The organism is Streptomyces sp. NPDC054757 (assembly GCF_053612185.1).
Genome location: NZ_JBSHBW010000029.1, coordinates 20,087 through 36,802, shown reverse-complemented (window position 1 = coordinate 36,802; position 16,716 = coordinate 20,087). Strand labels below are relative to the sequence as shown.

Here is a 16,716-nt window from a genome sequence, read left to right as displayed (position 1 = left end):
CGGCCGACGCGACAACCCGTCAGCTTGCCGCATGGAGCGACAGCTCTCTGATGAACAGCCCCTCCAGCACCTCCCATTCGCTCTGCCTGTCCACCACGTCCACGGTCCGTCCGTCCAGGGCCGGGGTGGCCTGCGGGTCGTCCATCGGCACGAGCAGCCACAGCCCGTGCGGTCCGGTGGTGCTGCTGCGGGCCGACTGCTGCAGACCCACGAGCAGTTCACGGCCGCCGACTTCCCAGTAGCGGGCCACCAGGGAAGCCTGGTGTGCGAGCAGCACCGTACGAGGGCCTGCCTGCTCTGCGAGATCCGTACAGCGGGAGGCGACACGCTCGGCCGCGAGCCTGGTGTAGGACGCAAGCGCCGCACCGATGCGGCCGGTCGCAGCAAACTTGCCGTCCGCCTTCAGCAGGGCCCGCCACCTGATCTGTTGTTCGTCCGCCAGTTCCCGCAGAGCGGTCAGGAACAGCTCGTCAAGATCAACGGGCTGTACGCCGAAGAGGACGGCCAGCCTCTGTGCCGTACCCGGCAGATAAGCCCCCTTGACGGTGAGGGCCAGGAATCCGCCTCTGCGCACCGACTCCTGGAGTCGTATCTCTGTCACGCGACGCGGGTCGCGGCCCTCCGCGATCTGTCCCTGTGCGGCGTCATACAGCGCTCCGGTACTCGTCAGGACGGAGCCGCTGAACATCATCAGGCTGTGCGAGGACTCCCTGACCGGTGGGAAGAATCGCTGTGTGCCCCGGCGGTACTCCAGCGGGAAGTCGGCCTTGGGCAGCGCCTCCTCCAGCTCCACGAAGGTGACGTCGGCGAGTGCGGCAAGACCGGGGAATCGGGCGCGTACCCGCGCCAGCAGTTCGTCGGTGGTGATCCCGACGGTCGAGCGGACGCCGGCGGCAGCCTGTGAGATCCGAAGCGCCTTCGCGAGGCTGAGGTAGGACGGAAACAGTTCGAGGCGCGGTGTGACACCGACTCCGCCTGCCATGGCCGCGGCCAGCGTCAGCAGGCGCGTGTCAGCCACCGGAGTCATCCCCTCCGGCGCGGGCACCGCGCGCAGCTCGCGCAGGACCGTGGCCCCACCCGGCAGCGGATCACGGGCCGCCACCTCTTCGGCCTTGAGGCCCAGCGACGTTGCGTAATCGGCGAGTTCCACCGGTGTGGGGTCGTCACTGCTCACGTCCACCAGGGCCAGCAGGATCACACCGCCGCGGCGCAGGAACGAGAACCTGGCCGCGCCTTCTCCCGCGTTCTCCTGGGCCGTCGCGGCGGAAGCATCATCGCGGCGGGACTCGATCTCGGCTGCCGCCCGGACAACGGCCAGGGCCTGCGTCTGGAGACCGGCCGGATCCTGCGCGATACTCCCGGCGTCATCGTTCGATGCGTGCCGTGCTCGTAGCTCGTTGGCCAGTTCCTGAGCAGTTATCACTCGGCCCTGCCCAGCGAGAACCGCCGCCACCTCGTCGCGGATCGCGTTCAGCCAGGGAAGCTGCGACCACTGTTCGAGTGCGGCACTCAGCTGCCGCGAGACGGTGGACTGGCTGACCTCTAGGGTCGTGGCGATGACGGACTGGGACGGCCACAGCGACAGATCACGGGCGCCGTCCGTCCCCGGCAGGCCCAGCCATGCGAGCACCGTGGCATGCGCGAGGCTCCCGCCCGGCGGAGCGGTCAACCGGGCCGCGAGACCCTCAACCGACTCCAGGACGTCCACCGGAGCATCGGCCGCCACCGAGGCGGGCTTCTTGTGGGCGCTGCGCTTGCGCAGATCCAGAGTCCACTGACGGTGGCGCCGGTTCAGCTCCTTGCGGATCACATTGCCCGCGCCCCGGGCACGAGAGATCGCGTGGGGAGGAATGTCCAGTAGTTGCCCCACCGTTTCGGCACCGAGCCCAGCCGCAACAGACACGGCTCGCGGCGACAGACCTGCGGCATCCAGGGGTGTCGTCAGGTCTGCGGCGTCAGCGGCTTGCTCACGGGCGTCCTCCACGTCCTCGGCCTGCGTGTCCACCGTCGCGGGCGTCGTAGGCGGGCGCTTGGAGTCGGCCCGGCGGAAGACCTCGCGCCATGCGTCCTGCATCCGGTCGAGGCTGTCATAACGCTGCTCGACATCACGGTGCAGCGCCCGCTCGAAGAATGCAGCGAGCCCATCGGCCAGTGCCGGGTCGAACAGCTCGCGGGCCACGTAGAGCTGAGCGTCCGGCACAGTCAGCGGATCGCTCTGTCCATCCCCCCACACCGGCCGCTCGCCCGAGGCCATCTCGTGCAGGGTGACCGCGGCCGCGTACCACTCGGCATGATCGTCGTAACGGGAACGGCGGCTGCCACCAAGGAAGGGGTCCAGATAGCCGCGGGTGCCTGCGTGCAGGTCCTGGTCGTTGGCATCAGCCAGGGAGAAGTCGAACAACATCAGCTGCCAGGAGCCTTCGCGACGCTTGAACAGGCCCAGATTGTCCGGCTTGATGTCACGGTGACGGACGTCTCGTGCGGCCAGCGTGTCCATGGCCTCGAAGAGATCCTTGCCGAATCGCTCCAGTTGGGCGTATCCAAGTTTCCCCTCACTGCGCAGCCGGGACCCCAGACTGACCGGCTCGTGGTCGTCCGCAGGCCGGAATCCGCCCGCGTACTCGATCTCCAGGACCGTACGCCCACCCAGCTCGCGCGGGTCTGCGAGGACTTTCACGATGCGGCTGCCGCCCACCTCGCGCAGCGCCTTCGCCTCCGCGTAAAGGCGGGCACCCTTCTCCTGGTCGAGCGCCACCTTGAACACCCGCAGCGACGTTGGGTCCGGCAGCCCCTCCTCGACCCGCCGCACCAGCAGTGCGCGAGCCGTGGCGCCGGTTCCCAGCACCCGCACGACCTCCCACTCGGCGTCGACGTGCCGGCCTGCCTTGGCGGTGAGCGGATCCTCCACCTCGACAGCACCGGCGGCGACGTCATCCGCTTCCGCCGCGTCGAGCAGCCGCAGGAACTCCTCGGTGGACGCCAGCCTGTTCTGCACGTCGGAGGCGGTGGCCCGAAAGACCAGGTCGTCCAGCGCGGCGGACACACTGTCGGATACGGCATAGGGGTGCAGGCCCCCCTCCGTAGCCAGCCGGTCGACCAGGGCCCCGCGGGCTTCCGCTGGCGCCTTGCCGGTGAGCAGCAAATAGGACAGCGCGCCGAGACCGAACACGTCGAGATCCGCATGATCGGCGAACTCACGTGAGGCTTCCGGAGCGAGATAGACCTGCGCGATGTCAGCGACCAGACCCGAATCGAGCGGTGTGGGGCCGAGCGTGAGATGCGAGGTGGTGTCAAAGTCCCGGGCAGCGGTCTGCCAGTCCACGATCCTCAGTACCGGCTGAGTGCCGTCCTCGGCCGCGGAGACATAGACCGACCGGGCGGAGAGCGCCCGGTGGTACAGCGCCCGGCTGTGGGCGTAGCGGAGAGCCTCGGCGAGCTGGCGGACCAGGTCCATGCGCACGGCGGGCGTGAGCTGATCCCCGTACGCGTTCAGGTAGGAGTCGAGCCGCAGGTCCGACTCGCGGTGCCGGAAAAGGATGGCCGGACCGCCCTGGTGCTCACGGATCTGGACCGCCTGCACGATACCGCGATGATTGATGCCCTGGAGCACCTGATACTCGCGTCTGGCCGCCCGGTCCACCCGGCTGCGCTGTTCCGCCGACGCGGCCTGTCCCGCCAGGTAGATGCGAACCCGGCCGTTCTCCTTGACCAGCTCGTCGTCGCGTACCGCGAGCCGGTCCTCCCAGCCGGGACCGGCGTCCAGTGCTCGTGGGGCGAGCCGCCAGTCGTCCCCGAAGCGCAGGTGGGCGGTGGAGTGGCTGATGCCAATGCGCTTCATCAGCATTTCCAGGCGCTGGCTGTCCTGCGCGGTAACACGCCAGCTCTCTCGCTCCGGCGGCAGACCCAGTAGACCGTCCCAGATACCCGGAAGACCGCTTGTGCCGTCGTTACGTCCGTAAACGGAGACGCGCTGGAACTCGTCCAGCTCACTCACGAGGCCCGGATCGTGCAGGAAGACCGCGGGTTTGACGAAGGGGATCTTCGCCTCGGGGATTCCCGCCGCCCGCGCAGCACGCTGCAGCTGGGCCTTCAGCTCTTTCGCCTTGAGGTCGGTCAGATGCAGTGGGTTGCGAAGCGTGCGCACACGGTCGTCGTGGAACTGCCAGGTGTCGCCTCGATTGACCACCCGGCCCGGGTGGCCCTTGAGCTCCAGCAAGTAGATGCCGCCGGGCACGGCGATCAGCAGGTCGCACTCGTTGACCCGCCCCGTAACGCCGGTGAACCGGAACGTCGCCCACGCCCGGTAGGGCTCTGCGGCAGGCATGATCTGCCGCACGTGCTCCAAGCCTTCCTGCTCCCACCGGAATCCGGACCGACGCGGCTGGAACCAGCGCTCACGGGGCGCCGGAGAGCCGGGCTGGGGATGGGTCGGCGTCACCTGAGGACCTCCGCTGTGGGGCAATGCCAAAGACGTGGCAAGACTAGCGATGTTGCCCACGGTGCCGCGCTGCAGTGCGTACCGCCGAGAACACGGTTCGGACGCTGCAACCTGCGGGAAGCAATACGTGATGCCGCTCGTCTCCACCCACAGCCCTCGGCCGGCCTGGCCGATGTCGACGGGATAGCCAAGTACACTCCCGGCTGCCTGCAGCACTTCTTCGCATCGACCGCTCTGGCCAACGGCGTCCCGATCCACGAGGTCTCCCTCTGGCTGGGCCACCGCTCGGTCAACACCACGACCGACGTCTACGGACACCTGTTGCCGAACGCCTGGGAATCGCTGCCGGGAGGCCCTACAGCGGGCCATGAGGCCCGCGCCACTCAACGCAGGACCCCAACCCTCGGAGGAGGAGAGCACCAGTACCGACACACACCGTCCGGGTGGCCATGGGGGCTCCTGAGCCGCATGGTGCTGGGAGAAAGAGGCCGTGCTGGGATCGTGCTGGGAGGAACCCCTCCAGAACCGTGTTTCCGCAGGTGGGAGCTCTGAGACAGAGATTCCGGTTCAACGTATAGCGGGTGACATGTCACCACGTAGCTGATCTGGCAAATGTGCAGGTCATGAAGGGTCCGGCTCTTCGGGGTCGGACCTTTGGCCTCTGAGTACAGAACGCGACTGGGAACGACGGCTGACGAAGACTGCGCACGCCAACCTTCATGTTACTAACATCATTGTTAGTGCCATGCCTGGAGGTTGATAGGCGTGGTGGATTTCGTAGGCCGTCGGCAGGAGCTGGCGACGCTGGAGCGAGAGCTGCAGAAGGTGGCGGCCGGGGTTGGCGGGGAGCGGCCCGGTCGGTGCGTGATGTTGCGTGGGCGGCGCCGGGTGGGCAAGTCGCGATTGGTCGAGCGGTTTGCGGAGCACTCCGGAGCCCCGTTCTTGTTCTACGCGGCGACCGGTGCGTCCCCCAGGGATGATCTGGCACGGTTGGCCCGGGACGCCCAAGCGTCGACGCTGCCGTTGGCGGGGCTGGTGGCCGCCGCACGGCCGGAGAGCTGGGATGCCGCGTTCGATGTGCTGGCTGCTGCACTGCCCGCCGACCGGGCGAGCGTGCTGGTCATCGATGGGGTGCCGTACCTGATGGTCGCCGGCGGAGCCTTTGAGGGGATGCTGCAGCGGGCCTGGGATCGGGTGCTGGAGACGAAGCCGGTGCTGCTGGTCCTCATCGGCTCCGATCTGTCGATGATGGAGGCGCTGAACAGCTATGGACGACCCTTCCACCAGCGCGGCCGGGAGATGGTGCTGGGACCGCTGAACCCCGCGGAGGTGGGGCGGATGCTCGGGCTGGATCCGGCGGAAGCCTTCGATGCCGCGCTGGTCACTGGCGGTCTGCCGCTGATCTGCGCGGAGTGGCCGCGGGGCGCAGGGCTGTGGGACTTTCTCGGTGAGGCGCTGAGCGACCCGGTCTCGGCCCTGCTGGTGTCGGCCGAACGTTCGCTGGCTGCCGAATTTCCCCCGCAGGCTCAGGCGCGTACGGTGCTGGCGGCTATCGGCAGTGGTGAGCGGACCTTCACCAATATCGGTCGTGCAGCCGACGGGATCGGGGCCACGCCGCTGCAACGAGCGCTGGAGCTGCTCACGGATAAGCGGATCGTCGCTGCGCAGCTGCCCGTATCGCTGCGTCCGTCGAAGGACCGCCGTTACCGGGTGGCAGATCCCTACCCGCGGTTTTGGCTGCACCTGCTCGGCCCCTCCATGGAGGAGATCGAGCGGGGGCGGGGCGATCTGACCTTGGCGCGGATCCGGGAAAGCTGGACCAGCTGGCGCGGCCGGGCCGTCGAGCCCCTTGTCCGCGAGGCCCTGGCGCGGATACTGCCCGATGATCGGCTGCCCACAGCCCCCGCAGTGGGCGGCTACTGGACCCGTACCAACGACGTCGAGATCGATATCGTCGGGGCGGATCGCGCCCCCATCGCCAAGGAGCTCCTCTTTGTTGGCTCCGTCAAGTGGCTGGAGCAGTCGCCGTTCGACCGGCACGACCTGGCAGCTCTCCATCGGCACCGGGCCGCCCTCACCGGCGAGTCCGTTCCAGTCATGGCGGTCTCACGCAGCGGCGTCGAATCTCCGGGCCTCGATGCAGCCTACGGCCCCGGTGATCTGCTGACCGCTTGGCCGCTGTGAGTGGCGGATCGCCGGCGAGGCGCGGGAGTTCGTGAGCGCGGTGGGGCCGCAGATGCTGCGGAGAAGCCCCTCGGCTCCCCTCAGCCCGTGGCGAAAGCGGCAAGGACACCCGCCGTCAGGGCCGAGCGTTCGGTCATGCCGGTGAGTGTGACGTGTTCGCTGCGGGCGTGGGCGCCGTTGCCCACGGCGCCGAGGCCGTCGAGGACCGGGGTGCCCGCGGCGAGGACGAAGTTTCCGTCGCTGGCGCCGCCCACCGCTGTTTCGCGGAGGTCCAGGCCGAGTGGTGCGGCGCAGGACCTGGCGAGTGTGAAGATGCGGGCGACGCCATCGGTGCGTTCGAAGACGGGGCGGTTCCAGCCTCCGTCGAGCCGCAGGCTGGTCCGGGGGTCGTACGGGGTGAGTCCGGCCAGGGCGGTGTCCATGCGGGCGCGTTCGTCGTCGGTCGCGACCCGGATGTCCAGCTGTGCGGTCGCCGCCGCCGCCGTGACGTTGCTGCGGGTGCCGCCGTGCAGGACGCCCACGTTGAGGGTGGTTCCGGCCGACGGGTCGGCGAGGGCCTCCAGTGCGAGCACCTGGCGGGCGATCTCGTTGATGGCGCTGGCGCCGGATGTCGGGTCGAGTCCGGCGTGGGACGCCTCACCGGTGACGGTGAGGGAGAAGAGTCCGACCCCCTTACGGGTCGTCTTCACCGCCCCGTCCGCGCTCGCCTCGAAGACCAGCGCCGCCCGGGACTTCCGCGCCTCGGCGACGATGACGCCGCTTGACGCCTTGCTGCCGGTCTCCTCGTCCCCGTTGAGCAGCAGCGTGCACTCGGGACGTGGCAGGCCGAGCGCGGTGAGCGCGCGCAGCGCCCAGACGGCCTGGACGAGTCCGGCCTTCATGTCGAACACGCCGGGGCCGGAGATACTGTCCCCCTCCCGGCGGTAGGGCCAGTCCGGCAGGGTTCCGGTGGACCAGACGGTGTCGTAGTGGCCGAGGAGCAGGAGCGGGGCCTCTGCTGACGGGCCGCCGGTGCCGGCGTAGCGGCGGACCAGGATGTCGCCCGCGTCCTCGCGCGGGCTCACCTCCTCGCTGACGGGTGCGCCGAGGGAGGCGTCGAGCCAGCCGCGCAGCCAGTCGAGGCAGGCGGCGAGGGACGCGGTGTCGTCGCTGGAGCTCTCGTGGGAGGTGTAGGCGGCGAGGTCGGCGGCCATCGCGTCGCGGTGCTCGTCCAGCCAGGCGTGGACGAGCACCGCCTGCGCGTCGGTGAGTACGGGGCCGTCGGGGAGGGTGTGGTGCCCCGGTTCTTCGGGTTCGGTGGGGTGGGTGTGGCGCTTGGGGTCTTCCGGGCCGGTGGGGTGGGCGTGGTGCCCTGGCTCTTTCGGTTCGGTGGGGTGGGTGTGGTGCCCTGGGTCTTCCGGTCCGGCGGTACGACCTGGCACGGCGAGGCGGTCGAGGGTGTCCAGCCGGGACTCGGACATGGTGGACGGGTCCTGCTCCAGCTCCCGCAGACCGTCCAGGACGGCCCGTAGCACCGGAGCGTCCAGGCCCGCGCGCCGCGCCTGACCGATGACCGGTGCGTAATGCGTCGTCACCTCCACCGGACGGCGGCGGACGGCCAGGTCGCGCCAGATGCCGCTGCGGTCCTTGGGCTGGGTGCGCAGCCACGCGGTCAGCCGGTCGCACGCGGCGTCGCGCAGGGCGGGGTCGTTGTCGGGCCGGAAGGCGGGCGCGTCGAAGGCGTCGAAGGACTCCAGGCGTGCGCCGGCCTCGTCCGCCACCGCGTACACCTCGGCGGCCAGCGCGTACATGGTGGAGCGGTGGCGGTCCATGAGGTCCGCCATGGGCGCGTCGGCCAGTGCGGTGGCCGAGAGCATCGCGCCGAACGCGGCCTTCGCCCACAGATGGCCGTCGACGTTGTCGGTGGCGCGGGCGGGCCCCCACGCCTGGAGATCGGCGACCAGGTCGCGTACCCGGGCGGAGACCGGCGCACCGCCCACTTCGCCGATGACGAAGGCGCCGGGCCCGCCGTCACGCACCACGCCCGGTTCGACGAGGTCGGCGAAGATGTTGACGAAGGCGGCGACGGTACGTCCGGCGCCGACGTGTTCGGCTATGAGCGCTTCGTTGAAGCCGTTCTGTACGGAGACGACATAGCCGTCGGGGGAGAGGCGCGGCGCGATCCAGCGCATGGCCTTCTGGGTCGCGTGGGCCTTGACGCTGAGCAGGACCCGGCCCAGGGGCGGCCCTTGGTACGTGTCGGGAGTGGCCGCGTCGAGGCGGACGCTCTCGCGTTCCCCGTCGCGCAGGATGGTCAGCCCGTTCGCCCGGATCGCTGCCACATGGTCGGCGTCGGTGTCGATGACGGTGACCGGGTGTCCGGCCGCTGCGAGACTGTGGGCGAGGGTGCCGCCAATGGCGCCCGCCCCGACAACGGTGTAGGCATCGCCGGTCATGAAATGTGTCCCTTCGTGGTGTCCGGGTGGGGGGAGTCGGTGGGGGTGGCACCCGTGGAGGAAGCGCCGCTGTACGAGCCGTCGGCGGGCGAGGTGGCCCGCGGGGGCCACAGTCGGGGCAGGTGGGTCGCGCCGGTGCCGCTGCCGCCGTCCACGCGCAGGATCTCGCCGGTCACCCAGGAGGCGTCGGGTCCGGCGATCCACACGACCGCGCGGGCGATGTCCGCCGGAGTGCCGGGCCGCCCCAGCGGGTTGACGGAGACGGCCGCCGCGTACTCGTCGGTGACGGGGTTGCAGGTGCTGTCGACGCCGACGAAGCCGGGGCTGACGGCGTTGACGCGGATGCCGTGCGGGCCCAGTTCGAGGGCGGCCGCGCGGGTCGCCATCTCCAGCGCCGCCTTGGAGCTGGCGTACGGGCCCCCGCCGGGCCGGGCGCGCAGGGCCGCGCCGGAAGAGATGTTGACCACCGACGCGGTACGGCCTGCGGCGATGGCGCGCCGCGCCAGTTCGGCCGTCGCGAGCACCGGGGCGCGGGTGTTGAGGGCGAAGACGCGGTCCCAGTCGGCGGCGGTGACCTCGGTCATGTCGAGCGACGGGTAGACACCGGCCGCGTTGACCAGGATGTCCACCGGCCCCTGGGCCTGCCATCCGTCGTCGACCGCGGTGGCCGGCCCTTCGGCCGAGCACAGGTCACGGACCTGGTGGGCCGCGTCCAGTGCTTTCGCCGCGTCCGCGAGCGGAACGGCGTCGATGTCGACGAGCGTCAACCGGTGGCCGGCGGCGGCGAAGTGCCCGGCGACGGCCCGTCCGATACCGCTCGCGGCGCCGGTGACCAGTACATGCGCCATCAGGTGAACTCCTTGTCCTTCGTCTCGGGCATGGTCAGGTAGATGAGCAGGGAGATCAGGGCCGAACCGGAGACGTACAGCCACAGCTTGTCGGCGTGGCCGGAGTCGCTCATCCAGGTCGTGACGTACGGGGCCGTACCGCCGAAGACGGCGACGGCCAGCGCGTACGGGAGGGCTATGCCGGTGGCGCGTACCTCCGGCGGGAACTGCTCGGCCATGATCACCGCGCAGTTCGCCGAGTAGCCGAGGATCAGCAGCATGCCGGTGAGCTGCACGAGGAACAGCACAAGGAAGCTGTCGGTCAGGACGTGCAGCATCGGCCAGGCCAGGACGGTGAAGCCCGCCGCGAAGCCCGCCATGGTGGGTTTGCGTCCGAGCCGGTCGGAGAGCAGGCCCGCGAAGGGCAGCAGCACCACGAAGACGACCAGGCACAGCGTCTGGGAGAGCAGCGCCCGCTTCAGCGGTATGCCGGTGGTGAGGTTGGCGTACGTCGGCAGGTAGGTGACCCAGATGTAATAGGTCAGGGTGCCGGCGATCGTGATGCCCGCGACCCGGAGTGCGGCGGCCGGGTGCTCGACGAGCATCGCCCGCAACGGGTTCTTCCTGGCCTGTCCGCCGGCCTTGGCCTCGGTGAATGATTCGGTGTCATCGACGGAGACACGCAGCCAGAGCCCGGCCAGACCGAGCAGCGCGCCGATCACGAAGGCGGCCCGCCAGCCCCAGGTGTGCAGGGCGTGTTCGCTGAGCAGTGAGGTGAAGGCGGTGCCGAGCAGGGAGGCGATCAGAACGCCGCCCGCCACGGACACCTGCTGCCAGGACCCGGCGAAGGCGCGCCTGCCGGGCGAAGCGGACTCGACCAGGAACGCGGATGAGGAGCCGAACTCACCCCCGGCGGAGAACCCCTGGGCCAGCCGCGACAGCACCAGGACCACCGGGGCCGCGATGCCGATCGTCTCGTAGCCCGGGGTCAGCGCGATGACGAAACCGGCCCCGGCCATCAGGCCGATGGTGAGGGCGAGCCCCTTCTTGCGGCCGTGCCGGTCGGCGTACGCACCGAGGACGGCGGCCCCCACCGGGCGCATCACGAAGCCGACGGCGAAGACGGCGAGGGTGGAGAGCAGCGCCACCGTTCCGTCGGCCTTCGGGAAGAAGACATCCGCGATGATCTTCACGAAGATCCCGTAGAGGGCCCAGTCGACCCATTCGACGGTGTTGCCCACGGCTCCGGCGACAAGGGCCTTGCGTTGCCGGGTTGTCAGCTTGGGCGAGGGGGCGATACCGGATGCGGCGGTGTCGAGTGGCACGAGGAATTCCTCGCCTTCCTTGGAACGTCACGGGGGACGGAGCGGGGGAGGGAGCGGGGGAGGGAACTCGGCTCCCGGGTCCGGGTCTTGAGGGCCTCGGGCCTGGAATCTGGGGCCTGTGGGGCTGGGACCCGTGTGGGGCTGGGGCCTGTGTGCCGGGGCGGGGATGCGGGGGTGGGCGCCGGGATGCCGGTGTGCGCCCAGAAGCGACGTATACGGGGATGTGCGCTGGGCGCAGACGGGGTGGGCGGAGTGCCGCCGTCGCCTCTGGCGGCCGATGGTGGCGGCCGATGGTGGTGGCCGATGGTGGCGCGGTCGCCGGGGTGGTGATCGACGGCGGCTGTCGTCGATGCGGGGGACGGTACGGAAGCTGACGCGGAGGCCAGTGCGGAGGTCGGTACGGAAGCTGACACGGAGGCCGGCGCGAAGGCCCGTACGCAGGCCGGTACGGAGGCCAGTTCGTACGGAAGCCGACACGGAGGCCGTACGGAAGCTGATACGAACCCGTGCGGTCAGCCGGCCGGAAGTTGTGCGAGGCAGTACTCGGCGATCTCCCGGTGGGTGGCGAACCACACCCCGTCGTGCTCGCCGATGTGTGTGAGCAACTCGTCCAGTACGACGAGACGCGAGCGGTGTCCGATGATGTGCGGGTGCATCGTGAGCTGGAACAGGCCGCCGGCCGCGTACGCGGCGGCGAACTCGTCCTGCCAGATCCGGAGCACGTCGCGCGGCGCGATGTAGGGCCGCAGCGAGGCGAAGCGGTCCATCATGAAATAGGGCGCGTCGTCGCGGATCCACTCGACGGGGATCTCGGCCACGCCGGTCGGCTCGCCGTGCTCGACCAGCTCGTAGGGCTCGTCGTCGGCCATCAGCGAGGAGTCGTAGAGCAGGCCCATCTCACGGGTGATCGCCAGGGTGTGCGGTGAGAAGTCCCAGCTCGGTGTGCGGATGCCGACAGGACGTACGCCGCCGGCCCGCTCCAGGGTGTCGGCGGCCCGCAACTGGAGTTCGCGCTCGGTCTCCGCGGTGAGCAGAGTGTTGCGTTCGTGGATCCAGCCGTGGATGCCCAGTTCGTGGCCGGCGGCCGTGTAGGCCCTCGCCTCCTGCGGGCGCAGCAGCGCGCAGACGGCAGGCATGAAGAAACTCGCGGGAACGCGGTGGCGCTCCAGCAGGTCAAGGATCCTGGGCACGGCCACGCGGGCGCCGTACTCGCCCTGCGCGAGCTTCGCCGGTCGCGTCTCACCGTCGCGCAGGGCCGGGGTCTCGTGGTCCGAGTCGAAGGAGACGGCCACCGCGCAGCGGGCGCCGCCGGGCCAGGTGTCCGGGGCGAGGGAGCGCCCGGCGCGTACGTGTTCGACATGGCCGCGCCAGGTCGGCTCGTCCCATTCCCACGGCTGCTGTTCACTCTCCGCCATCGGAATCCGGCCTTTCCTGAGAGGTGTGTGTGCTGGGTTGTCCGGGGTCTGTGGGCGGCCCGGGGTCCGCCCGATGGGCAGTGCTCCGTTCGACACTCTTGCGTGGCCCCTTGCTGGTAGCCCATCGTGGGCATCTCCCGTTCACCGACCCACGAAATCGAAGAGAATCGCCATGGATCGTCTCCGTGTGAAGGATTCCGCCGTCGCGCTCCAGGCCGAGCTGGACGAGACGGACATGGCCATCGCCCATGCCCTGCAGATCGCGCCACGTGCCTCCTGGACGGCGATCGGCGAGGTGCTCGGGCTCAGCGCGGTGACGGTCGCGCGCCGCTGGGGGCGGATCTCGGACCGCGGCCTGGCCTGGGTGACGGCGACCGGCAGCCCCGGACTCTGGCGGTCCCTGTGCAACGCGTTCATCGACGTGGACTGTGAGCCGTCGGCCCGGCACGCGGTGGCGCTCGCCCTGGCCAGGGACCCGCGTACGAAGTCCGTGATGGAGCTGGCCAGCGGACGGGACATCCACGTCAACGCCGTGACCCGGGATCTGCCGGGGCTTTCCCGGTTCATCCTGGAGCGGGTGAGCCGGCTGCCCGGTGTGGTGCGGGTCAGTACCAAGATCACCACGCGCATCCTGGTCTCCGGGAGCGACTGGCGGCTGGACGCGCTCCCCCGCTCGGAGCAGCTGCTGCTCCAGGCCGCCGCGGACGAGACGGCACCGCGCCAGGCCCTGCCCGGCACGCTGGACGGTCCGGACAGAGACCTGCTGCTGGCCCTCGCCCCGGACGGCCGGCTGCCCGTCTCCGATCTCGCGGAACGTACGGGCACCAGCCAGACCTCGGCCCGTCGCCGTCTCGCCCGGCTTGAGCGTACGGGCGCCGTCGCGTTCCGCTGCGAGATCGCCCAGCACATCACGGGGTGGCCGGTCACCTCGCTCATGTGGGCGCGGGTTGCGGTCCAGCAGCGGCGCCAGATCTGTGAGCGGCTCAGCCGGCTGCCGGGTGTCCGGCTGCTGACGGCGACCAGCGGCGAGACGAACATCCTGCTCTCCACGTGGCTGCACTCCGTGGACAGCGCCCATGACCTGGAGGAGCGGATCGGGGCGGAGTGCCCGGGGCTTGAGATCGTCGACCACGGCATCGTGCTGCGGACGGTGAAGCGCCAGGGCTGGATCCTCGACGAACTGGGGCGCCGTCTGGAGAGCGCGCCCATCGACCCGTGGTGCGACGGAGAGACCGGGGTCGCGGAGGCGGGGTGATCCGCCTTCGCCGATCGACGCGGAGGCGGGTCGGTCCGGCCCGGCCGGCAGCGCGACCGGCGGCCCGTCGGTCAGGCGCTCCAGCCGCCGCCGACCGCCCGGCTCGACAGGTACGAGTCGCGCAGGGCCTTGCGCAGACCGGGGACGATCTCGTCGTACCGCGCCGCGAGTGCCGTGACCGCCTGCTTGTGGGTGCGCAGCTCCGCACGGCTCCATACGCTGGTCACCTCCAGCTCGACGGTGAACACGGCCATGGTCAGCTCCTCCGTCGGGACCGCCGCCGGGTCGGCGCCGTCGAGCACGGTGGCACGTACCCGCTCCTGAAGGGCGCGGACCTTCTCCGGGTGTGTGACGGTGACCCGCTCGACAGGGATGACCCCCATCGCCCGGTCGCGCGAGACGGAGACCTCCCCGGCGGCGCGCAGCTGGTCGCGTACGGGCGTCTCCGCGGTGTGGGCCTTGTCGTGGACGAACTTGAGCCAGCCCTTCGGGGTGCTGTCGGGCAGGTCGTCCCAGACCGCGGCGGCGAAGGGATCCTCCGGTGCCTTCCCGGGCTTTCGGACGACCTTCTTCCCGGCCGCGTCGAGCAGTCCGTCGCGGGCCAGTTCGGTCAGGGCGCCGGCACGCAGCAACTGGCCCCGTCCTTGCAGGTTCTCAAGCTGGAACTTGCCCTTGTCCACGGTGTAACAGAGCAGATAGAGCCGCTGCGGCAGTGTCTGGATCATGTGGTCCCCCAGGGGAAGGAAGTGGTCGGCCGGGACGGATGGCTGAGGGGTGCGGGCCGCACCGGGGCGGAGCCCGATCCGGAGCCGGGTGGCCTCATGCCGGGTGGGTCCCGAACTTCAGGTGCCCGGCGAGGAAGCGTTCCACCGCGGTGTAGAGGGCGATCACGTTCTCCGGGTTCTCGATGGCGTGGCCCTCGTCCTCCATGACGGTGTAGTCGACGGGAATGTCCCGTGCGCGCAGGGCTTCGACGAAGCGGTCGGACTCGGCGCGGACCACACGGGCGTCATGGGCGCCGTGCACCACCATCAGCGGGGTGCGGATCCGGTCGACGCGGCTGATGGGGGAGCGGGCCAGCATGTCGGCCTCCTGCTCCGGGTCGGCCGGGTCACCGACGTACGTGAACCAGTTGTGGGCGACCATCGGTTTGACGAAGTCGGGCTGGCTGCGCAGGAAGTGGGCGAGATCCGTGACGCCGACGCCGACGACGTCGACGGCGGCGGCGGCGAAGACGTCCGGGGTGAAGGTGACGCCGACCAGGGACGCGTACCCGCCGTAGGAGCCGCCCATGATCGCCACGCGGTCCGGGTCGGCGTATCCCCGGTCGTCCGCCCACCGCACGCCGTCGATGAGGTCGTCGTGCATCCGGCCCGCGAACTCTCCGATGCCGGCCCGGGTGAACGCCTTGCCGTAGCCGGTGGAGCCGCGGAAGTTGACCTGGAGCACCGCACAGCCGCGGTTGGCGAAGAGCTGAACGACGGGGTGGTATCCCCAGCTGTCCCGGGTCCACGGACCGCCGTGGACGAGCAGCACCAGCGGCAGCCGCTCCTGCTCGCCGCCGACCGGCAGCGTCAGATAGGAGGGCAGGGCCAGACCGTCCCGGGAGGTGATCGTCACCGGATGCATCGGGGCCAGCGACCCGGGATCGAGATGTGGCCTCGCCCGGTGGAACAGGCGGCTCTCATCCGTGGTGTGGTCGTAGAGGAAGATGGCCCCGGGGTCGCGGTCGTGGGTGAAACCGGCCACCCAGCGCCGCCCTTCGACGTCGGATGAGAGCGCGGCGAGATCGCCGTCGGACAGCTTCTCCAGATTCTTGAGTACCGCGGCGAAGTGCGGGTCCAGGGCGTGGATCGTCTGCCGCTCGCCGAGATAGCGCACCCCGAGCAGCTCACCGGTGCGCCTGCTGCGGATCAGGGGGGAGGGCAGGGCGGGGAAGACCCGGGCCCGGATGTCCAGGTCGTAGCGCGGGTGCGAGTCGACCTCGTGTTCCTCGCCGGTGGCCAGGTCGAGCCGGGCCAGCCGGAGGCGGTCGCCGCCACGGCTCGAACCCAGCCACACCCCGGTGCCGTCCGGCGTGATCTCCATGGGGTAGACGCCCAGCGGGGCGTCACCGCCGTCGAACCGCGCCACGGGATCCAGCGCTTCCGTCGACGGGTCCCACCGCGACAGCTCGACGGCGCCGTCGGCCGTCGTCGCCACCGCGAACAGGTCACGCTCGCCGTACAGCCATCCGTCGACATGTCCGCCGGTGCTCTGGGCGAGGGTCCGGATGTCACCCGTGGCGATGTCCACTTCGACCAGGTCGAACTGGGCACGGTCGCGGAGGTTCAGCTGGGTGACCGCCTTGCCGGGCCGCCCTGCGGGCAGGTCCAGACCCACGGCCCGCACCCCCGGAAAGGGCGTGAGGTCCACCGCGCGGGCCTCCGGGTCCGTCAGATCGACACGGTGGATGTGTGTGTTCTCGTCACCGTCCTGGTCCCGGGTGAAGAGCAGCCACCGCGGGTCGTCGGTCCAGTGGTGGCTCAGCACCCCGCGGTCCTCGGCGGTCACGCGCCTCGCGTCCCCCGGGGCGTCGACGCTCTCGATCCAGACGTTCAGGCGGTTCTTCCACGGCGCCAGGTACGCCATCCGCTCACCGTCGGGGGAGAGGGTCGTCCGCGCGCGGGGCGGTGGCCCGAAGAGCTCCTCGACGGAGATGGTCTCCCGCAGTGCCATACCGGTCCTTCCTCTGGGGTGGGGCTCCGCTGCCGGACAGCGGGCAGGGGGGACGACTTTCTGTCATTTAATGACAGTGTCACTAAATGACAGGCGCGGCAAGGGTGTCTCGCGGCGGC

General features: G+C 70.3%; 9 protein-coding genes. 2 read left to right on the top strand and 7 right to left on the bottom strand.

All coding sequences use genetic code 11. From position 1 onward, the window contains the following. Positions 1–19: 19 nt before the first annotated feature. Positions 20–4,696: a BREX system serine/threonine kinase PglW gene (gene pglW / locus ACWGKJ_RS28010; protein WP_385023343.1), complete on the bottom strand. Its 4,677-nt coding sequence runs from the start codon at positions 4,694–4,696 to the stop codon at positions 20–22. 507 nt (positions 4,697–5,203) lie between these two features. Here pglW and ACWGKJ_RS28005 point away from each other — a divergent pair. Beyond that, positions 5,204–6,622 carry an ATP-binding protein gene (locus tag ACWGKJ_RS28005; protein WP_385023341.1) on the top strand — a complete coding sequence of 473 codons (1,419 nt, stop codon included), beginning with the start codon at positions 5,204–5,206 and terminating at the stop codon, positions 6,620–6,622. A gap of 80 nt (positions 6,623–6,702) precedes the next feature. Here the strand turns inward: ACWGKJ_RS28005 and ACWGKJ_RS28000 are convergent, their stop codons facing one another. From ACWGKJ_RS28000 to ACWGKJ_RS27985, 4 genes are all read right to left on the bottom strand, one after another. Beyond that, complete coding sequence (locus ACWGKJ_RS28000) at positions 6,703–9,057, bottom strand: 2-dehydropantoate 2-reductase (RefSeq protein ID WP_385023339.1); 2,355 nt, start codon at positions 9,055–9,057, stop codon at positions 6,703–6,705. Continuing rightward, positions 9,054–9,905, bottom strand: coding sequence for an SDR family NAD(P)-dependent oxidoreductase (locus ACWGKJ_RS27995; protein WP_385023337.1), 852 nt, complete (start codon positions 9,903–9,905; stop codon positions 9,054–9,056). The genes ACWGKJ_RS28000 and ACWGKJ_RS27995 overlap by 4 nt, the downstream gene beginning before the upstream one ends. Beyond that, a complete protein-coding gene (locus ACWGKJ_RS27990; protein WP_385023335.1) occupies positions 9,905–11,209 on the bottom strand; it encodes an MFS transporter in 1,305 nt (434 codons plus the stop codon). The genes ACWGKJ_RS27995 and ACWGKJ_RS27990 overlap by 1 nt, the downstream gene beginning before the upstream one ends. A gap of 512 nt (positions 11,210–11,721) precedes the next feature. Further along, positions 11,722–12,624: a polysaccharide deacetylase family protein gene (locus tag ACWGKJ_RS27985; protein WP_385023333.1), complete on the bottom strand. Its 903-nt coding sequence runs from the start codon at positions 12,622–12,624 to the stop codon at positions 11,722–11,724. A gap of 172 nt (positions 12,625–12,796) precedes the next feature. On the opposite strand from ACWGKJ_RS27985, the gene ACWGKJ_RS27980 reads away from it, so the two are divergent. Further along, on the top strand, positions 12,797–13,879 hold the full coding sequence (locus ACWGKJ_RS27980) for an Lrp/AsnC family transcriptional regulator (protein WP_385023331.1): 1,083 nt from the start codon (positions 12,797–12,799) through the stop codon (positions 13,877–13,879). Between the two features lie 71 nt (positions 13,880–13,950). On the opposite strand, the gene ACWGKJ_RS27975 is transcribed toward ACWGKJ_RS27980, so the two are convergent. Together ACWGKJ_RS27975 and ACWGKJ_RS27970 are read right to left on the bottom strand one after the other, a co-directional pair. Next, entirely contained in the window at positions 13,951–14,604 is a 654-nt protein-coding gene (locus tag ACWGKJ_RS27975; RefSeq protein ID WP_385023329.1) for a GOLPH3/VPS74 family protein, read from the bottom strand. 94 nt (positions 14,605–14,698) lie between these two features. After that, entirely contained in the window at positions 14,699–16,597 is a 1,899-nt protein-coding gene (locus ACWGKJ_RS27970; RefSeq protein WP_385023327.1) for a S9 family peptidase, read from the bottom strand. Positions 16,598–16,716: the final 119 nt, after the last annotated feature.

Bases quoted from the DNA above. Each gene is read 5' to 3' on its own strand.
- ACWGKJ_RS27975 (WP_385023329.1), bottom strand. From the start codon at position 14,604: ATGATCCAGACACTGCCGCAGCGGCTCTATCTGCTCTGTTACACCGTG.
- ACWGKJ_RS27970 (WP_385023327.1), bottom strand. From the start codon at position 16,597: ATGGCACTGCGGGAGACCATCTCCGTCGAGGAGCTCTTCGGGCCACCG.
- ACWGKJ_RS27980 (WP_385023331.1), top strand. From the start codon at position 12,797: ATGGATCGTCTCCGTGTGAAGGATTCCGCCGTCGCGCTCCAGGCCGAG.
- ACWGKJ_RS27995 (WP_385023337.1), bottom strand. From the start codon at position 9,905: ATGGCGCATGTACTGGTCACCGGCGCCGCGAGCGGTATCGGACGGGCC.
- ACWGKJ_RS27985 (WP_385023333.1), bottom strand. From the start codon at position 12,624: ATGGCGGAGAGTGAACAGCAGCCGTGGGAATGGGACGAGCCGACCTGG.
- ACWGKJ_RS28000 (WP_385023339.1), bottom strand. From the start codon at position 9,057: ATGACCGGCGATGCCTACACCGTTGTCGGGGCGGGCGCCATTGGCGGC.